The 17,755-nt window shown below is 41.8% G+C and carries 22 protein-coding genes; 3 read left to right on the top strand and 19 right to left on the bottom strand.

The features are described from left to right. Positions 1-23: 23 nt before the first annotated feature. The 19 genes from CVU77_06055 to CVU77_06145 all read right to left on the bottom strand — a co-directional run bounded on the left by CVU77_06055 (position 24) and on the right by CVU77_06145 (position 15,131). The gene (locus CVU77_06055; protein PKN01243.1) at positions 24-203 is read right to left on the bottom strand and encodes a transcriptional regulator; all 180 of its coding nucleotides are present in this window, start codon (positions 201-203) and stop codon (positions 24-26) included. Next, positions 178-537 (bottom strand): hypothetical protein, encoded by a 360-nt coding sequence (locus CVU77_06060; protein ID PKN01244.1) that lies wholly within the window; start codon positions 535-537, stop codon positions 178-180. The genes CVU77_06055 and CVU77_06060 overlap by 26 nt, the downstream gene beginning before the upstream one ends. A gap of 197 nt (positions 538-734) precedes the next feature. After that, complete coding sequence (locus CVU77_06065; GenBank protein ID PKN01245.1) at positions 735-1,961, bottom strand: hypothetical protein; 1,227 nt, start codon at positions 1,959-1,961, stop codon at positions 735-737. 254 nt (positions 1,962-2,215) lie between these two features. After that, positions 2,216-2,575: a hypothetical protein gene (locus CVU77_06070; protein PKN01246.1), complete on the bottom strand. Its 360-nt coding sequence runs from the start codon at positions 2,573-2,575 to the stop codon at positions 2,216-2,218. A 129-nt stretch (positions 2,576-2,704) separates the two neighbouring features. After that, a complete protein-coding gene (locus CVU77_06075) occupies positions 2,705-2,884 on the bottom strand; it encodes a hypothetical protein (GenBank protein ID PKN01247.1) in 180 nt (59 codons plus the stop codon). A gap of 658 nt (positions 2,885-3,542) precedes the next feature. After that, on the bottom strand, positions 3,543-3,836 hold the full coding sequence (locus tag CVU77_06080; GenBank protein PKN01272.1) for a hypothetical protein: 294 nt from the start codon (positions 3,834-3,836) through the stop codon (positions 3,543-3,545). Between the two features lie 116 nt (positions 3,837-3,952). Then, a complete protein-coding gene (locus CVU77_06085; protein ID PKN01248.1) occupies positions 3,953-4,147 on the bottom strand; it encodes a 4-oxalocrotonate tautomerase in 195 nt (64 codons plus the stop codon). 69 nt (positions 4,148-4,216) lie between these two features. Further along, on the bottom strand, positions 4,217-4,795 hold the full coding sequence (locus CVU77_06090; protein PKN01249.1) for a hypothetical protein: 579 nt from the start codon (positions 4,793-4,795) through the stop codon (positions 4,217-4,219). 303 nt (positions 4,796-5,098) lie between these two features. Next, entirely contained in the window at positions 5,099-5,983 is an 885-nt protein-coding gene (locus tag CVU77_06095) for a hypothetical protein (protein ID PKN01250.1), read from the bottom strand. Between the two features lie 291 nt (positions 5,984-6,274). Continuing rightward, entirely contained in the window at positions 6,275-6,760 is a 486-nt protein-coding gene (locus CVU77_06100; protein PKN01251.1) for a hypothetical protein, read from the bottom strand. A 38-nt stretch (positions 6,761-6,798) separates the two neighbouring features. Beyond that, positions 6,799-8,451: a hypothetical protein gene (locus tag CVU77_06105; GenBank protein PKN01252.1), complete on the bottom strand. Its 1,653-nt coding sequence runs from the start codon at positions 8,449-8,451 to the stop codon at positions 6,799-6,801. Positions 8,452-8,453: 2 nt separating this feature from the next. After that, positions 8,454-9,293 carry a hypothetical protein gene (locus CVU77_06110; GenBank protein PKN01253.1) on the bottom strand — a complete coding sequence of 280 codons (840 nt, stop codon included), beginning with the start codon at positions 9,291-9,293 and terminating at the stop codon, positions 8,454-8,456. A gap of 13 nt (positions 9,294-9,306) precedes the next feature. Further along, a complete protein-coding gene (locus CVU77_06115) occupies positions 9,307-11,355 on the bottom strand; it encodes an SAM-dependent methyltransferase (GenBank protein ID PKN01254.1) in 2,049 nt (682 codons plus the stop codon). Between the two features lie 157 nt (positions 11,356-11,512). Beyond that, positions 11,513-11,821 (bottom strand): divalent-cation tolerance protein CutA, encoded by a 309-nt coding sequence (locus CVU77_06120; protein PKN01255.1) that lies wholly within the window; start codon positions 11,819-11,821, stop codon positions 11,513-11,515. A 108-nt stretch (positions 11,822-11,929) separates the two neighbouring features. Then, positions 11,930-13,066, bottom strand: a complete 1,137-nt coding sequence (locus CVU77_06125; GenBank protein ID PKN01256.1) for an AAA family ATPase — start codon at positions 13,064-13,066, stop codon at positions 11,930-11,932. Positions 13,067-13,183: 117 nt separating this feature from the next. Beyond that, entirely contained in the window at positions 13,184-13,528 is a 345-nt protein-coding gene (locus tag CVU77_06130) for a transposase (protein ID PKN01257.1), read from the bottom strand. 63 nt (positions 13,529-13,591) lie between these two features. After that, complete coding sequence (locus CVU77_06135; GenBank protein ID PKN01258.1) at positions 13,592-14,350, bottom strand: hypothetical protein; 759 nt, start codon at positions 14,348-14,350, stop codon at positions 13,592-13,594. Then, the gene (locus CVU77_06140) at positions 14,347-14,934 is read right to left on the bottom strand and encodes a hypothetical protein (protein ID PKN01259.1); all 588 of its coding nucleotides are present in this window, start codon (positions 14,932-14,934) and stop codon (positions 14,347-14,349) included. The genes CVU77_06135 and CVU77_06140 overlap by 4 nt, the downstream gene beginning before the upstream one ends. Before the next feature lie 89 nt (positions 14,935-15,023). Next, complete coding sequence (locus CVU77_06145) at positions 15,024-15,131, bottom strand: hypothetical protein (protein PKN01260.1); 108 nt, start codon at positions 15,129-15,131, stop codon at positions 15,024-15,026. Positions 15,132-15,341: 210 nt separating this feature from the next. On the opposite strand from CVU77_06145, the gene CVU77_06150 reads away from it, so the two are divergent. The 3 genes from CVU77_06150 to CVU77_06160 all read left to right on the top strand — a co-directional run bounded on the left by CVU77_06150 (position 15,342) and on the right by CVU77_06160 (position 17,623). Further along, positions 15,342-15,791 carry a hypothetical protein gene (locus CVU77_06150; protein PKN01261.1) on the top strand — a complete coding sequence of 150 codons (450 nt, stop codon included), beginning with the start codon at positions 15,342-15,344 and terminating at the stop codon, positions 15,789-15,791. A 520-nt stretch (positions 15,792-16,311) separates the two neighbouring features. After that, the gene (locus CVU77_06155; protein PKN01262.1) at positions 16,312-17,031 is read left to right on the top strand and encodes a hypothetical protein; all 720 of its coding nucleotides are present in this window, start codon (positions 16,312-16,314) and stop codon (positions 17,029-17,031) included. Further along, a complete protein-coding gene (locus CVU77_06160; GenBank protein PKN01263.1) occupies positions 17,024-17,623 on the top strand; it encodes a hypothetical protein in 600 nt (199 codons plus the stop codon). The genes CVU77_06155 and CVU77_06160 overlap by 8 nt, the downstream gene beginning before the upstream one ends. The last annotated feature ends 132 nt before the right edge of the window (positions 17,624-17,755 follow it).

Raw genomic sequence — 17,755 nt, forward strand, 5'->3', positions numbered from 1 at the left:
TTCAAACGCGACAAACGCCCGTTTTACCTCAGAAGGATTTTTCGTTTATCAATGATTTTGTCAATATCCTGTTTGTCGAATTTGACCCGCCGCCCTATTTTGACATACGGCAGTTTCCTTTGATTTACCCAGTTATATATCGTTCCCCTGGGAACGGCGATATACTCGGTAAGTTCGTCAATAGTCAGCAGACGTTTTTCCATTTAATGTTCCTCCCGCATAAGCGTATTGTATGGCGGATTGCGCCCTGTATCTTTTTTTTACCTCAATCTCGACGGCGCGGCCGGCGCAGACGTCAAAAACGACATCGCCGTGGATTTTTTCCCGCCTCAATCGTTCGACGAAAGCGAGGCACGCTTCAAGCGGGATGGGCATTTCGCCGCAGGATAGGCCCGACGCCATATTTTTGCGGGTTTCGTCCCGCACGACGACTTCGCCTTTGACAAGTTTTACCACGATACTGCCGGTAATCCCGCCCGCACAGAATTGATTCAGATTTTCTTCCAGGTCCCGCGAGACGTTTCGCATTTTTGTCATACTCCGGATATGGTTAAATTTGAACTCTTAAATAAAAAAAGGCGCCCGCCAGTCCCTGTAATACAAGAACTGACAAGCGCCTCGGGCCTTTTCCCGTCAGCGCCGACAATAAAATGTTCCGCCGTCGGCCGCGCGGGGCCGACAATTACATTAATTTTACCTCAAGAGGATTTTCTCCTCTATTTATTATCCGTTTCTTACTGGCTCACATTTATATCATCAATATAAAACTCGGCGCCCAGACTATTGGAGAATCCCTCGGCGCGGAGGTTGAGCGTTGCGTTTTGCGTCGGAGTACCGGCGTTGATTGTGATTAGCTCCCAGGCGTCCTGCGCGGCGCCGGTGGCCGAAATGCTCGTCGTCGTTATGCCGCGACCGCTTAAAGTAAGTTTCGGTTTTGTCGCGGAGCCGCCGTAACTTGTGTTGTAGCGGATGTATGCCGTTATCGTCAGAGCCGCTCCCGCTTTTACCGGAACGTCCCACTCCCAGACCGCGTCGCCGACGAAGCCGAAAGAATTGGGCCCCGTTCTTGCGGGTTTGCCTTGCGCGGATTTTGATTGGAACGCCCCGGGCTTTGTGCGCCACTCCTGATTTGAAGAATATCCGGAAACATTGTCGAGAACGTCTCTTGAGCGAACGCGGCAGTAATATCTTTTATTCCGCAAAAGTCCGGTGAATGTATAACTCGCGGCAATCCAGCCGGAATTATAAACATTACCGCCGAAATTGCCGCTCGTCGAGATTTCGACATAATACGGTGTCGCGTGAAGCCCCCCTCCCGAGTCTGTCGCGCCGCCAGAGGTTATCGTTATCGAAGAGACGCCCGAGGCAAAAGATATTACGGTCTGTCCCGACGGAGGTATCGTGTCAATCTTGACACAGTAGGTTGACGAGTAAACCGACCATGCTCCGTATGTGTCGGATGTGCGGACGAGCCAGTAATAGGCTCCGCTCGCAAGCGCGCCCGGCGGCTGATACTGCGCGGCGCCCGACGATGTGTCTCCTGAATCATTGGCTATTGCCCCGGTAAAGCCGTAAGGTGACGTTGCGGATTTGTTCGTGTGTGTGGCTATCTGGACGCGGAAGCCCGTCTGAGAGTCCGACTCATCGTCCACGAAGTTCCATTTGAATACGGGCTGGGTCGAGGAAATCCAGACGCTGTCCGCCGGAGAAATCAAATTCGGCGAGGTGGCGGTGTTTGTCGCGTATTGGATATTAACTTCAAGTAATTGCGGAGTTGAGGTAGAGACGCTCGTCGTGAACGATGAGATATACTGTATATAGCGCGCTCTCGGCGAAGCGATGGGTGTTCCGGTATTGACGGTGAACCATTCGCTTGCGGGCGACCACGCAGACCACGAGCCGTCGGGGGTTGATGTATCGCCTGTTCTGGTTTTGAGTTTTATCGAGGTGCCGGCGGGCACGCTTTGGCCCCACGAGACCTGTCCCCACTTCGAGCCTTTCGAGCCGGTGTCTATAGCGCGGGATTGGAGTTCGGCGGAGGGACGATAACATAAATATCTTACTATTACGATGCCGGAGCCGCCGTTGCCGCCTGCGGCACCAGCAACTCCATTACACCCACCCCCACCCCCACCGCCACCTGAACCAGTATTAGCGCCAGCGTTACCACCAGAATTTGGTGTTGGTGTCCCAGCAGTACCATTTGCTCCACTATTTAAAGCACTTCCTCCACCAGTACCAGCAGTAAAATTATAACTTCCACCACCACCACCGCCACCAAGTCCACCATTACCAGCATTATTATCAAGACCTGTACCACCGCCGCCAGCTGCCCAATAAAGATTTGTGCCATTGATTGAGTTAGAAACACCGTTTGCTCCGGCAGGTGCATTTGTGAGAGCGCTATTTCCATAACCACCGCCACCACCAGAGCCGTTCGAGGCGTAATAACCACCTGTACCACCACTTCCATTACCTGCACCACCCGGATTTGCTCCTGCATACGTGGACCCACCACCACTACCACCAGTAGCCCTACCAGAACCAGCATTAGTCGAAGGGTAGTGGCCTCCATAACCGCCACCTCCTGCAGTCAAACCAAACGCCGTGGTATCTTGCCCTGCCGATGCAGCAGTTCCAGAAGTTCCAGTAGATGTAGTCCCTATGCCGCCATTACCAATTATAATATTATAACCTTGCGCTGTTACATTTGTTGAACCAGACAAAACTCCCCCTCCGCCTCCTCCTCCGCCATTGTTTCCAGAACCTCCTCCTCCGCCACCAACCACCAAATATTCAACAGCCATAGTAGTATTTGGTGTGAATGTTCCGTTTGAAGTGAAAGTATGAATGGTATATTCACCTGAATAAGTAATTGTGCCACCTATGGCTTGAACTGTTGAAATCTCGACATAAGCAGCGGCACCGGTGCCTTTTACCGTCACCGATGACTTGACGAGACCGGCGTTGAAATCCGTGTCGGTTGTGTCGGTGGCTGTAGAGTAATTGATGGCATAGATTTTGAGCGCCGAAATGGCGCTTAGGAAAAATATGTAACAAGCGGCTATTAAAATGGGTCGTAAAGGCAGTTTGGGGGTATGGCGCGAGAGACGGCGAGACGGCCTTGAAAACAAAAACCCCGAGGTTTCATGCTTCCTCGGGTGTTTGGTTTTGGGTCGTTTGGGGGTTAACGCGCTTAAAGCGCCTTTTAATGCTTCATATTGACAGCAGATAGATAGATAGATAGATAGATAGATAGATAAGGAGCGTTTTTCATATCAGGGCCTTTTTGGGGGCATTTTGAGGCTAAAAACGGAGCGTTTAGGGGCGTTATTTTTGTCATTTTGTGAACTCTGTTTTTCGGGGCGAGGCCGGTGGCAGCGTCAACCTTGAGGCTATACCGCAATAATCCCCGCCTGCTACTGGAAAGATTCTACAAAAAACTTGTTACGAAGTTGTTACGGCGTCAAGGGTATGGCGGCGGCGCCGGCGATTCCGGACAGGGAGCGAAGAGCCGCGCGTTTCCTTTATGACTTTACTTCCTATTCTTTACATAAACTCAAAAGCGATTCCTTTTTGGGGCGGCTGAGAGACTTAATTTGCATTTCGCGGATGAGAGCTTCGGACCTGTTTTTCAATGTTTCTGTGTAAACAAGTTTTACGGGTCGATGGATGCGAGTATAGGCAGCGCCTTTGCCACTGTTGTGCTTTTCAATCCTTTTTGAAAGATTCTTGGTGATGCCAGTGTAAAGAGAACTGTTATTGCACCTTACTATATATACCTGCCATGGTTCCGAAACTGAGGAGATGTGTTTATCCTCACTTTTTTCTTTCATCCGATTAAGCATTGATTTGTATTTGGAGTTCATAGTGGAGAATTAACACCAGATTAAGACGTGAAAATTCAATATCTCAACCCGTCCATAACTCCGTCCCGCAACTCGCACTATTTTTAATCCGGAAACTTCTCATCTGCCGGCGCACCGCCCAAACCCCAGTTTTCTTTTTCGACTTCGCCGATGACCACCTGAACGGCTTCCGGCGGACAGCCGATTGATTCAACCACAGCAGATGTCACGTTTTTAATCAGTTTTTTCTTCGTTCCTTTATCCCTGCCCTTCCACAAATCAATCCTCACAAAAGGCATGTTGTGTTCTCCTTAATCCGACAAAAAAATATATTAGCAGCGCCCACCCTTTTCTTTTTATACAATTTTTTAATGTTTAACTACTTTAACAACGATATTTTGACTCTTTTCAAAAGCAGTAACAAACCGTTCTATATCTCTAATAAAACCTGTATCGTAAACAACAAATAATAAATTACCATATTTTGTTTGATAAGCAAGTATATCGTCATTTATTTCTGCAATTATTTCTTTCTCACGAGTAGATTTGTTACACAACTTAATTTCTATTATAAGGTCTATTTTAGGAAGTGTAAAATCGGGAATATATGTTTTAGATGAATATTCTATTTTCTCTGCTTCCCGTGAATATTGAATATCAGCACCAACAAGTAAATTTTCAAGTGCCTCTTGAATTTCAATTTCTATATCAGGTTTTTTTCTAATCATTTTTCTAATTTTAAATTCTACAAGATTTATAATCTTAAAAATTTCACTAGATTCTGGAATTGTATTTTTGCCTTCATATACCAAAATCAAGTCCCTCTTCTGAAGATAATCATAAGCTGCAATTAATAAACCATGAGCACTTTCTAAGTCTTGTAAATATGCTATATGATGCTTTTTTTCTATAGATTTTTGCGGATTCCAAGAACCCTCAGGGTCCATTGGCCCTCCAACCAATAGAGAACCAGTAACTGACCAGTGAAAATTGGTAAATGTTGCATAATACCGAGAATTTCTGCCAAAAACTTCTTCTAAAATAATAATTACTCTATCAATCCACTGTACATGTTCTGCGGAAAATCTTTTTGATTTAGATAAAGTATTAGTTGTCTCTGCTAATATTTGTAATTCTTGCAAAGCTTCATCTTTTGTCCATTTTTTTGTCATTGTTTTCTCCAAAATCATTTTTTCAAGTTTTAAAAATCGGGAAAATATTAAGCGTTCTCATCCCCACCCCCCAAAAAACTATTCGCCTTGTGTGTCGTATGCTTGTTTTATTAAATCAAGTGCATAGTTTAATTTATCCATATTGTTAATTTTCATTTCCCTTGTTACCGTCCAGCCCCTTTTAGAAATATCTTTTGCAAACTTCTTCTGGTCTTTAAAGGTTCTCTCATTAACTCTCAGCTGGATTATCAGCCATTTTTTTCTCACATGAACAACCAAAAAAGTTGTTTTAACAGAATATTTAATATAATTGGGAGCATATCCTTCTTCAATATTGTCTCCCATCTTAAATACTCCATCTCTTAATTTGTCTAATAATAACTTCCCCTCTTTATCGGCTCTGTTTCTATGGTCTTCCAGTGTAATTTCTTTATGAGTCTGTTTACCGTTATAAATTTTCTGTTTTTTGAACTGATTTACAATAGGGTCAAGATGAATATCTAATTCGTTTTCGTGAAGAGTATAACTATAGCATTCAATTTCAGCGTCTAAATGCTTAATCAAACTAATATCCCAGTTAGAATATTGTTTTGCTACGCAAATTAAGCGAATTTTTGACCAGTCAACATCAATTTTTTTAGTAGTGTTATTCTCTTTAACAATTCTCTCAAACTCAAACTTTGTAGGTCTCTGCTTTAACCAATCATAATAAAAAACTATTTGGTTCAATACCGTATCTTCTTGCTTGTGCTTATATTCAATAATGCAGGGGTTCCCATCTTCGGTAATCGCAAGAGTATCAATTTCTCCGCTTGGTATTTTATGAAAACTTTTAAGAAAATAACATTGTAAGAGTTGGTTTAAGTAGCTTTCAATATATTTTTGTAATTGGTGTTCTGGGTTCCCACCGCTAAATTCCTGAGGTTTAATTATTTTGCCTGTTTTTAAATTTATCCTTGCCATACATATACCTCTTCCCCACCTTGGACTACCCCAACTGATTTTATATATAGTGTCTGATTATAGTTCATATTGTGGCTATTACAGGAACAGTTGTAGTATTCCTACCAAAAATCATTTTCTCAAGGTTTCAAATCAGAGGCACCCCAATTACTCATATAGTTTTTACACCAAATCTTATATCCAAGCAATTCTTTCGAAATCATTGGCACATCTCCCTAACAGTCGATTATTACAAACTCAATAACTGTTATCTTCCATTATCTTGCTATTTATATTCCACTCTCAATACGGTCAAGCAATAAGTATACCTTTACATAACTGCACCAACAAAAGCATCAACCCAACTATGACAAATATGAGTTGAAGCCAAACAAAAATAGTATTCGATTCGGCTTGGATAAGGCTTTGTTTCTCTACTGATCTTTCCCAGATATTGTCATCGGTAATCTCTTTTCTGGCTATACCTTCTACAACACTATATTTAGCTCGATGCCATGCACGAAAGAAATAATGATCTACAACCAACTGTACAATGCCCATGGGAATGGAAATTGCGATGAGCACCATAGCGAACATAAAGAGATATTTATCAAGCACGGTAAATTTCGTTACCTCTGTTCTGCTAAGCACATAAGGTCCCAAAGTCACAAGCACGGTGGCGGTAAGGATCAATTGCCGCACTAGTTCACGGAAGACCTCATTGGCTTCGGCCCTGTATCTTTCAGCATAATCTTCAAATTTGGTCTTCTGTTGACGTATATATTCATTGTTGGCCATAGTGAAATCCTCCAGGACAATGAATTCTATAAAATCTATTATTTAGATTTTTTGCTTGGAGCATCAGCTTTGGTATTATTGCCCGATAGTTTGGTGGTTGAAACAGGTTGGCTCGGAGTTATTGGCTTGGGATCTGGAAGCGTAGGGCTTGCCAAACTACTTTTTCTAATTATTTTATTGCTTTCAACGTTTTTAACATCTGGGGTCGTCGGACTAGCCAAACTTAACCCTCGGAATTCACCCACATCCTTTTTCTTTTCCTTATCCATATCCCGCCTCCTGATTAAATCGGTCATACTTGTTTTAATCCAACTCTCCGCCTCTTTTTCACCCTTCTCTATTGCCATTTCAACGCCACGCTTGGCGATGTCGAGAAGGCTTTTTGATAATGCTTTTGCGTTATACATCTCCGTGATTTTCTTCTTAAGCTTATCCTGAACAATTGCGGGCAAATCAGGTAAGATTATCCGTTTAAATTCATCATCCCCAATAGCAGTTAAAATTGTGCCGGAGCATCCTTTTTTAAGTTGTAATTGACCGACCAATGATCTGAGCAATACAAGCAAGGTTTCGGAATTTATCCTTTCTGAATTGATAACAAAAAAACCTGTTGAACATAAAGCGTTATCTAAATCATCGCTTACCAAAGCAATGCTTGAAAGAGCCCCTTCAATGGTCGAAACAATGACATCTCCGGCATCAACCTTACGCCTTGCCCTGGTAGGCAATTCTTTGCCTTGCGCTTCGATAAATCCGTTGATATTTCCATTAGCTGAGATATTCGCAAGCTCAATATAACGGTAAGTCACATCGTCTTTAGGCTGAAAATTCTTGTCCTTAACCTTAACAATCTCGGCCAAAGGTTTATAGCCTTTTCTATATTGCTTAATACGTTCGACGACTTCCTCATACTTCGGCTGGAAGTATTCGGCATCGATGCGCTCGCTGTTCTGTGTGTCGGAGAATCTCTTGACGAAGGATAGATAATGCTTCGGCTTCCAATTTACAAGGCCAAGCTCGGAGAGAAGGGTTTGTTCGGCTTGGGAATAAAGAGATATTGAATTTTCTAATAGTTCAAATGATTTTCTGACTATATCAGATATACTATTTTGCAGGCCAAGCAAAATCGGAACTGCCATGTTTAATACTGCTGGATTTCCAACATTTCTTTGTCGGATGCCTTTTGCCCAGCGTTCAATATGGTCCCTGCAATATTTTGAGGAAAGAACTATAAATAAAAATTCAGGTGCGTTGATTTTGTCTTGCTTTTTTAGTCTAAGAAGCGCAACTCTCTGATTCCATGACAATTTTTCTTTGGGCGGATTAAATATTAGTTGCACTTTTCCGACATCGGGAGGATCGCCGGTTAAGGTCATTAAAATATCATTGTGTTTAAGATATTTTGCCTTAAATTCCTCAAAATATTTTCTTGAAACTCTTTCCCATGAATTAAAATCTCGTTTTTGAGTAACATCACCTATCTTTGAAATATAAATTTCTCCTTCAAAAGAAAACTCGTTTGAATCAAATGCATGCCCATTAGAAAAACTAACACAATCAATCAAAGAAAGTATATTTATCCGGTTCAACTGATTTTCTTCTTCAATATATTTTGGCAACCAAAATTCCGACTCGTATCTGAAATCAGAATTTTCTTTTACCGTTTTATAATTTACAATGGATATTTGCATAATCAGACCTTTTTAGATATCTGAAAAATTGCGATTTTCAAGACCTGCCAACATAATTTAGCCGTATGCTCATCTGGATTAAAATGTTCGCTTGCTTGCGCATAAGGATGAATATAATTCCTAAAATTACGCAGTGCATGACTAAATTTTTTAACATCTTCATTTAGGAAATCGATCTCTTTTGCGACATCTATTAAATTGCTTAGAGCCCATTCATGAAATTGTAAAACTTTTCCGCTCTTATCTTTTGGACTTGATGTCGTCACATTAAACTTTTGTGGATTATTTGATGCGATTCCAAGCAGTATACCTTCGAGTGTGCTACCACAAAGAAAAATGGTTGCTAAAGCCGCCTTTGAGTGCAAACATTTTTTTATCTCGTCAAGCCTTTGTTCAAGTATGCTTGTTATCGCTCCATCCAGTTTTAAAGAACTAATCGAAACTTCTTTAAATTCTTTTTTTAGGAATTCATCTTCCGTGATATTTTCTTTACGCACCGATTTGCCGAGTAATCTATCGCCGATTTCCTTGCCTTTATCAACAAGGTTTTGAGGAAAATCGCTTTGCTTGAGAACCCCAATCAAAATTTGATTTTCGATGTATTCAATAAGTTTAATAATTGACTTGCCAGCCAAAGGATCTTCAGATACTTGCCAAAAGCCCCTCATACGGTTGGCTTTTGATCCGCTGGCATAATTATATTTTCCTTCATAGATATTAATACCAACATCATCATGGAAAAATTCTCCCATTGTTCTATCTGAAAAATTAAGGACGTAACCTCCGCTCATTTGAAAAAGTTTCTCTAATACTTGCTTGTCATTTGTAGATAGATTTGCCATTGTCAAAATTAGATCATTTCCAAAAACTTAATTTCTCTTTTTTCGCCCAATCAATAAACGCCTCGGCGATACCATCAGGAAGCTCGCCTTTATGGTTATGCAAATCGTGTTCAACGATTATGTGACCATATTTATCGAGTTTTGGCTTACCATTGCCATTCTTGACGTAAACATATTCACCAGAATTATCTTTGCCTGATTTATCAGAAACAGCAAAGAAAATGGGATAATCCTTTCTCTTAGGACAAAGTTTATCGTCCCATTTTTGCAGAAATAGAACACTTGTCTTTGTTCCGGCGTGAGGCTTAAAAGTGTTGCCGTGCAGGCCCACAACTGCTAATATGCGGGCTTTGTTGGCTACATATTTTCGAAGGTCTTTATCTGAAAAATTATTAAGCCTACCCTGAGGCAAAACTATACCAAGACGTCCGCCGGGTTTTATAAAATCGAGATTGCGTTCGATGAAAAGAATATCACGACCAACCTTTGACTTAGGTTTGTTTTGTTTATTATAACCGAGTTCATATTTATGAATGATGCGAGATTCTTTGATGTCACCGGCAAAGGGCGGATTAGCCATCAGGATGTCAAAAAGGAATTCCTTGTTCTGGCCTTTATCTTTCTTGAGAGCTTCAAGTCGTTTAAAACCACTGCCATAAGTCATAATCCAATCTTCATTCTTAGTGGTCTCGTTCCAGCGATCATAATCGAGAGTATTTAAATGCAAGACGTTTGTTTCACCGTCACCGGCAATCAGATTAAGTGTTCTGGCGACACGGACGACCTTTTCATCAAAGTCAATACCGAAGACTTTAAGAACGTCCTCTTTTTCTTCTTGTGAAATCTCGGTATTTTCAAATAGATGGCCGGTTAACTGAAAGATGGTATGAACTGTAAATCCGCATGAGCCCGAGGCGGTGTCAATCATGTATTCGCCTTTTTGGGGATTGAGCATCTTGACGCACATGTCAATGACATGTCGAGGCGTGAAATACTGTCCCTTTTCGCCTTTAGAGGACTTACTCACCAAATATTCAAAGGCTTCGTCAATAACTTGGAGATTGGAGTTAAATAGCTTTACGTCTTGCAAACTGGAAACGCAGACGGAAAGATGAGACGGTGAAAGGTCAATCCTGCTTTCATCAGGGAATACCCCTGGCCACTTCTTTTTGGCCTCGTCAAAAAGTCTTTGAATCTTTTTCTTTAATTCACCCTCTGATTGCCCAGTGTTTCTAAACTCAAGCACTCGGAAATCATTATCATCGACTTGCGAAATAACTTGTTTTAGTTTCTCATAATCACCATAATCTTTCTTTAAAATACGTTTAATTTCTCGATCCAAATAATCTTTATCTTTACTGCTTTTCATTTCATCATACAGTTTAGTAAAAATGAGTTTGAACACTTCTTCAAACGAATCAACACCTGCGCCAGCAAGAACCTCATCTTCCATTTCGGTGACTATCGTTTTTAATGATTTTCCCTCATTGGGAATTTTATCTTTCACAATTAAATTCTTCCATGTGAATCGCTCTTTTATGATGTCTTCAAGGGTCTGATCAGCCTTTGGAATATCAGTTATATCCTCAAAGAAATTCGGGTCTTTGCGGTTATAGTGGGAAATCTGCCCCCCATTTGACCAAACACCAATCGGGGCCCCGGTAGCATTGCAATATGATTTAAGCTGATCTTTGCCATCCTTGAGTTTGGGCTTCTTAACCTCAACAATAATATATTCAACCGTCGGCCGGTCTTTATCAAATACTACGATATCCGCCAACTTGGTTTCTCTGCCAAATTGAACAGGGTGTTCAAAGCGGATGCGCTTTTTGGGGTACCCATAATCGTTGATGAGTTTTATCGCGTAGAGTTGGCGAACGATTTCTTCGGGCTTAAGCTGAACCTCTTTATCCCGAACGATACAGCTGATATAGGGTTTGTTCTTCTGAACTTTTATTCTAGATTCGAGAGATTTGATAACGGCAGGAGAAAAGAGCGAAAGGTCGTAACTTGAGTCCTTCAGAATGGAACGTAAAGTTATGTCATTTTTACCGTTTGGCATGTTGGGCCTTCCTTTGTGTTTGACGTCAGCAACCGCGACGAAGACGCCCGGGCTATGTCGTTTCTGCCGTCAAGAGGTTACAAAACATCGTCTGTCCCCGCTCTATTTTGGGTGTCGCGTTATTCTATCATTCTATTGGATTTTATTCAACACAAATTTATCTCGTTTCGGCCTTTATCCACTTCTCAAAATCCGCATTCGCAGTGACCGGGATTTTCATTATGCAGGGCGTCTCGTAGGGATGGAGTTTTTCGACGGCGGATCTGACTTTTTGCCAGTTTGCGGTTCTGGTCTTTACGATGGCGACAACCTCGCGGGCGGTTTCGATTTTTCCTTTCCACCAGTAGGAACTTTCTATCGGGAAGAAGTTGGCGCAGGCGATGAGGCGTTTTTTAAGAAGGTGCGAAGCGATTTTCTTGGCGGTTTTTATGTCGGGGTTGGTGATGTAGATGATTATGAAACTCATAAATCCCCTCTTATTTGAGGCGCAAATTATTGTATGAAATTACGACGGCGCTTCAAACTGAAACCGACTCCGAATATGCGGATATTCCGTCGCACGCCCCGCTCCTCATCACACCACAAAATCCAGATAATTTTCCTTTGTTATCACTTTGTAGACGGAGTTTTTGTATGCTTCGCGCCATTCTTTCGGCGCGGCGTTTTTCTTGCGGTCTTTGCCCCACTTGATTTCGTAGCCGTGAAGTTTGCCGCCGCGCTCTTCGATGAGGTCTATCTCTTTTCTGTCGTAAGTTCTCCAGAAGTAGTTGTTGGCGCGGAGCCGTTTATATTCCTGCTTTTTGAGCATCTCCACGACGATATAATTCTCCCACAACATCCCGACGTCGTTGCGCATCGAGAGCGGATTAAAATTGTTTATCAGCGCGTTTCGGATTCCCGTGTCCTGAAAATAATATCTCGGATTCTTGACGATTTCATTGCGCAGGTTTCTTGAGAAACCCGTCATCTTGAAGACGACGAATGATTTTTCAAGAAGGTCGAGATAACGCTCGATGGTATTTTTGCTCATCGCAAGATGTGTGCCGAGTTCGGTGTAAGAAACCTCTTTTCCGATTTGAAACGCCAGCAGTTGAAGAAGTTTCCCGAGTTTGTCGGAGTGCCTGACACCTTCGAGTTCCAAGATGTCTTTATACAGATATGAACTTACGATTTCCCTCAAGTACTCTTTTTTTATCGAGTCGCCCGCGCTGACGACCACTTCGGGATAACTGCCGTAGAGAAGGCGGTTTTCAAGACGGGCGGATGTCTCGGCGCGCGTCTCAACCGCCGAAAGTTCAAGTTGAGAAAGCGGAAAGAGTTTCAGAGTGTATTTCCGTCCGGTGAGCGGCTCGCCGACTTCTTTCGCCAAGTCGAACGACGAAGAACCGCTCGCAAGAACTTTTATTCCCTCGATGTGATCCAGAATCAGTTTTATGTTCAGGCTGATATCTTTTACTCTTTGCGCCTCGTCTATCACAAGTATTTTGTTCTTTCCGACGAAGTTTCGGAGTTTCTCTATCGAGCGGCTTGAGAGATAATCCTGAACGGTTATGTCTTCGCCGCTTACGAAAAGATATTTTTCTTTGAAGTTTTTGCTCGACTCTTTAAGGAGCGTGGTTTTCCCGCAACGGCGCGGGCCGTAGATTATAAGGGCCTTGCCTTTTTTAAGATATTTCGGGATGTTCTTCAAATGATATTGCGGGATATACACGGCGGGCTCCTTCGGGTTTATCAAAATACGGTCATTAAACTGACTGAATTATATAAAATACGGTCAGGCAATGTCAAGCGCGACGGCGGGAACGCCCTATATTATCGGATGCAACCGCTAACCCCAAAAAATGCCGGTCGGGTCACGACGGACTTCATCAAGAAGCGCGGCGAAACTTTTTGTCGGTTTGACGAGCGTATAAATGTGCCAACGATTATTGCGGTCTCTGTAATAAAGCGTCCACTCTTGACGCCCGGCGACAAACCGAAATCTGGCGACATTCGTTTGCGTCCACCTCGACGGGTCGCGGAAGTACGGTCTTTCTTCCAGAAGCGTGACGGCGTTCCCCTTTATCGCAAAAACAATCCGCAACTGATGACGCACTTCCGGCGGTGCCATCGTATCACAGAAGTTCCGCAGCGAATTTTCAATCTTGACGCGAATGTTTTCCGGCAAACTCATAGAATTACCTCGGTAGAATTGCTGTTTATTTTCAAAAAAAACCGCGCTCGCGAACGGGCGGCGCTACCGTCCGATTTGTCTTGAAAGTTCCGCCGCGAACGCCCTTTCAAAATCGCGCGCGACGGCGTTCTGGTCGGCGGGCAAAAACGCGCCGAGTTCCCGCCGGAAATCTATCTTTTTGGCGTAAGCGATTATCTTGTCCTTCATCCCCGCCAGACGGCGTTTCTGAGCCGGCGAAAGCATTCCCTTTCGCATAATGAAATAAAGGTCGTAGAAGTCGCGCGGTTTTTTCCTGTCCATCAACGCCCCGAATACCTTTTCATCCACCAGTTCTATTTGCGGAAGATGAACGAGCGTATAACTCGGCACAAAATCACTCGCCACGCTCTCCACCTCGCCCCGTCCGCCGACAGCGCGCCGGGCCGATACGTTTATCTCGACGCCCGTCGGGCGGTAGTCGTGAATCCTGAAAGTCGCCGTGCCGAAATATCCGCCGCTGGTGGCGCCGGATTTGGCTCCTATTTCAACCCTTATGCCGACTCTTTCCGCCGCCGCAAGCGCGCGCAGAAACAAATCTTCCACGAACGGTTTTATTCTGTCGGAACGCACGCCCGACAGAGAAAAGTCCAGGTCCTCCGAAAATCGCGGACTGCCGTATACGATACGCAGAGCCGTCCCGCCCTTAAACAAAAGTTTTTCCGACTCGGGCAGTTTGTAGAGTTCGGCCAGAAATACGTGCTGAAAATATTCGCGCACCACGTTCGGAAAAACCGCCGTGCGGTATTGGAGGGCTAATTTTTCGAGTGTTTCTGCGGTTATCATCGCAATATCTTCTTTATTGTTTCATCAAGAGCCGCGTTGGCGAAAAGTCGGGCGTAGCGCGCGGCTTTTTTGATGTTGATTTTATCTTTTTTGAAGCGGTTGAGCGGCTCAATGCCGTCGAGAACTCGGAAATAACACGAGTCGACGAACGCTTTTTCCGGGTCGGCTATAAAAAATCCCGCGCCGCCCTGTTTTTGGGCGGCGTATCCCGTGAAAGCGGCTTTTTTTATCCGTCGGTACGAATAGATTTTATCCAATGCGGTGAAACGGCGGGTCGCCTTGGGAGTTACCGAGGTAATTTCGTAAACGCTCTCCGGGATGACGCCGTGATACGAAAGGGCGAACTCCAAAGACACGTAAGAGGGCTCGTATAGTTTATTGGCGATGAAAGGTTCAGGCGGAAGCGCGTCGGGCAGGGCGTAGAGTCCGCGTTTGATTCTTACGATGAACCCCTTTTTGGCGTAGCGATGAAGAAGAAAATCAGCCGCGACTTTGGAACTCCCGAACAAACGCCGGACCTCGGCGGAAGCAAAGAGTTTTATTCTCTTTTCCCTGATGATTTTGTTGAAATCGTGCCAATTCACTAATTTAGCCATATTGCTAATTTAGCAAAATAACTAAGGAATGTCAAGGGGCTGCGGGCGGGATCGCCCTATATTATCGGATGCAACCGCTAACCCCAAAAAATGCCGGTCGGGTCACGACGGACTTCATCAAGAAGCGTGTCGAAATTTTTCGTCGGTTTGACGAGCGGGTAAATGAGAAATATCAAATCATCCAAATATAATCCGTCACCCTGTCAAGTCATCAAGAAATGTAACCCGTCCTTGATAAGTTGGTTGGCTTGACAAATTTTTATTTTTTTGCTATCATACATTTGTAACAATATCAAAAACAGTGTGGAGTTAGAAGGAATAAATCCTGCACTATAAATAAAGAAAACCTTCCTGCGGATAAAAGCCGCGGAAGGTTTTTTATTTTTGGAGGTTTTATGAGATTTGCTCAAAAAAAGAAAGATTCTTCTTTGAAATTTTTAGCGGATATTGTGGCGAGCAAAAAACGGGTTATTATTGTATTTTCTCCGCTCTTAAGCAAGGAAAAATTCATGATGAGGCTTCTTTGCTTGAATTCTGGGATAGATTGTTCAGATATGGATGAAAGGACAATACCAAAATCTGAGTGGCCGAAGCTTACTTTTGCTGCTGATAACTTATGTAATTCAAAACTTTATATTGATGATTCATCTAATTTAACATTACTGGAAATGAAAAAGAGAATTGAACGTTTAAGAAATTCTTTAGCGACGAAAAAGTTGAATATAGACCTCGTGGTTATATATACTACAGAAGCGTTTTTAAGCGGTAATCCCAAAAATAAAAAAATATTATTGTCACAAATTATGAAAATAGCGCCCGCTTCCGCAGGATTGATGCTTCTTTAGTAAACAAATTAAAAAAACTTCGTATAGAAAAATCTGTGTGGGGTTTTTTATTCAGGAGGAGGTTTTATGGCAGGAGTGCAGGCAAAACTTTGTGGGAGTTGTGGATTCGGCAATAAGGCCGACGAGTGCGTAAAGTGTGGGCAGCCTTTTGCTACCATTGAAGCACAATTATGCAATAATTGCGGTTTTGGAGCAGCCGGTGATAATTGTGTCAAATGCGGAGCATGGGTCGGCAGTAATTCTGTGCCTGCTAAATTGTGCAGTTCTTGTGGTTTTGGTTCCGGCAAAGACAACTGTATTAAATGCGGCAATTGGGTTGGATAAAATTAGAAATTAAATCCTTAAGAGGCTATCCGACCCCGACTTGTCGGGGCGAGGTGTGCGTCATTCCCGAGTGCCTTTATCGGGAATCCATTTTACGTTGGAAATACCGAACCTCTGGATGCCCGATTACGGATTTCGGGCATGATAATAGAGGTTGTCGACAACCTCTCAAGTATCTCAAAAAAGATTAAATAAAATGATTGAAGCCGAACTGCATCATAAAATAGAAAAATGTGAAGATGTCCTAACTTCATCTGTATTTGGTTTATTAAAACATAAATTTGCGACTGGTTTATTAAAAGATTTTTTAGGGCGAGCGAGATTATATTTTAATGAAAAATATGATGAGAAAAAATTATTTGAAAATGAGATTTTAAAGAATAAACTATTTGACAAGGAATATAAATTTATTTTTTGGAAGAGATATGAAAAATATGGCGAACCAGATATTATTATTTCTGGCAGTGATTTTGTTGTATTAATCGAAGTAAAAGATGACGCGAAAGAATCTTCTCAAAATCAATTAGCAGATTATTACACTTTATTAGAAGAAAATTATGCCACTAAAAAAAATATGTATCTGATATATTTGACAAAGGATTTATATCAACCTGAAATTTCCGATGATATTACTAAATTAAAGGGTAAAAATTTTTATTGGCTTTCTTGGTATGATATTTGCCATGCTTTAAAAAATACAGATGAAAAAAAGAATGAGGCATTGTATGAAATAGCAGAATATTTAAAAGAATATCTGAGAGAATGCAGAGATATTTTTCTTTTTGATGGTTTTGGTGAATATAAAGAAGTGAAAAAAGAAAAACCTTTGTTTTGGAGAGGAGAAACAATTATTTTTTCAGAATATAATAAGATAGGTTTAAGTAAACCTATTTTCTGGGGAGGCGAAAATGCTTGATAAGAGTAAGAATGTTTTTGATATGGTAAGGCAGATGCAAGATTTGTATAAAGAGATAGGTGGGTTTATGAGATACTTTGAAAAAATTGTCGGTGAGAATGACTATGAACCAATTACAAATTCTTCAACCGTGATAAAAGAAATTTCTCAGTCTTTGAATGATTCAGAATCTTGGCTTCCAATATGGATGTATCGGACATATCAGAATAAAAAGAATAAAAATGAGTTAATGTCAATCAATATTGCTTTAGATTATCCACTTTATCGCGATAGAATAATAGAACCATTAGTATTAATATCTAAAATTGAGGGCAAAAAAATTGACCGCGAATTTGCGTGGTATCCGTGGGATATATATTTTCATTTTAGAACACGTGAAAAACAAGTTGAAAAACAAAAAGACAAAGTTTATCTTTTAAAAGATTTAGATTTAGATAATAAAGATACAGAAGAAGAAGGAGTGATAAAAGGTAATTTTGAGGCAATTGAAAAATTAAAATTTATTGCAGTTCCTCTGATGGAAATTGAAAATGAAAAAGCAATAAAAGCAATAATAGAAAAATTGATAAACCCCCTTTTAGAAGTAGAATAGTAAAACATCTAACAAGTTTACTTTTTTGATTATTATAACAGTGTGGCGTTGGAAGGAATAAATCCTGCACTATAAATAAAGAAAACCTTCTTGCAGACAAAAACTGCGGAAGGTTTTTTATTTTTAGAAACG

The sequence above is a fragment of the Elusimicrobia bacterium HGW-Elusimicrobia-1 genome (genome assembly GCA_002841695.1).
GTDB lineage: Bacteria > Elusimicrobiota > Endomicrobiia > PHAN01 > PHAN01 > PHAN01.

What these genes read in the sequence shown, in the direction of transcription:
- CVU77_06120 (PKN01255.1), bottom strand. Translation starts at nt 11,821, where the DNA reads ATGAGTTTCATAATCATCTACATCACCAACCCCGACATAAAAACCGCC.
- CVU77_06150 (PKN01261.1), top strand. Translation starts at nt 15,342, where the DNA reads ATGAGATTTGCTCAAAAAAAGAAAGATTCTTCTTTGAAATTTTTAGCG.
- CVU77_06105 (PKN01252.1), bottom strand. Translation starts at nt 8,451, where the DNA reads ATGCAAATATCCATTGTAAATTATAAAACGGTAAAAGAAAATTCTGAT.
- CVU77_06160 (PKN01263.1), top strand. Translation starts at nt 17,024, where the DNA reads ATGCTTGATAAGAGTAAGAATGTTTTTGATATGGTAAGGCAGATGCAA.
- CVU77_06095 (PKN01250.1), bottom strand. Translation starts at nt 5,983, where the DNA reads ATGGCAAGGATAAATTTAAAAACAGGCAAAATAATTAAACCTCAGGAA.
- CVU77_06090 (PKN01249.1), bottom strand. Translation starts at nt 4,795, where the DNA reads ATGGACCCTGAGGGTTCTTGGAATCCGCAAAAATCTATAGAAAAAAAG.
- CVU77_06080 (PKN01272.1), bottom strand. Translation starts at nt 3,836, where the DNA reads ATGAAAGAAAAAAGTGAGGATAAACACATCTCCTCAGTTTCGGAACCA.
- CVU77_06070 (PKN01246.1), bottom strand. Translation starts at nt 2,575, where the DNA reads ATGGAGGCCACTACCCTTCGACTAATGCTGGTTCTGGTAGGGCTACTG.
- CVU77_06060 (PKN01244.1), bottom strand. Translation starts at nt 537, where the DNA reads ATGACAAAAATGCGAAACGTCTCGCGGGACCTGGAAGAAAATCTGAAT.
- CVU77_06135 (PKN01258.1), bottom strand. Translation starts at nt 14,350, where the DNA reads ATGATAACCGCAGAAACACTCGAAAAATTAGCCCTCCAATACCGCACG.
- CVU77_06085 (PKN01248.1), bottom strand. Translation starts at nt 4,147, where the DNA reads ATGCCTTTTGTGAGGATTGATTTGTGGAAGGGCAGGGATAAAGGAACG.
- CVU77_06115 (PKN01254.1), bottom strand. Translation starts at nt 11,355, where the DNA reads ATGCCAAACGGTAAAAATGACATAACTTTACGTTCCATTCTGAAGGAC.
- CVU77_06110 (PKN01253.1), bottom strand. Translation starts at nt 9,293, where the DNA reads ATGGCAAATCTATCTACAAATGACAAGCAAGTATTAGAGAAACTTTTT.
- CVU77_06155 (PKN01262.1), top strand. Translation starts at nt 16,312, where the DNA reads ATGATTGAAGCCGAACTGCATCATAAAATAGAAAAATGTGAAGATGTC.
- CVU77_06100 (PKN01251.1), bottom strand. Translation starts at nt 6,760, where the DNA reads ATGGCCAACAATGAATATATACGTCAACAGAAGACCAAATTTGAAGAT.
- CVU77_06055 (PKN01243.1), bottom strand. Translation starts at nt 203, where the DNA reads ATGGAAAAACGTCTGCTGACTATTGACGAACTTACCGAGTATATCGCC.
- CVU77_06130 (PKN01257.1), bottom strand. Translation starts at nt 13,528, where the DNA reads ATGAGTTTGCCGGAAAACATTCGCGTCAAGATTGAAAATTCGCTGCGG.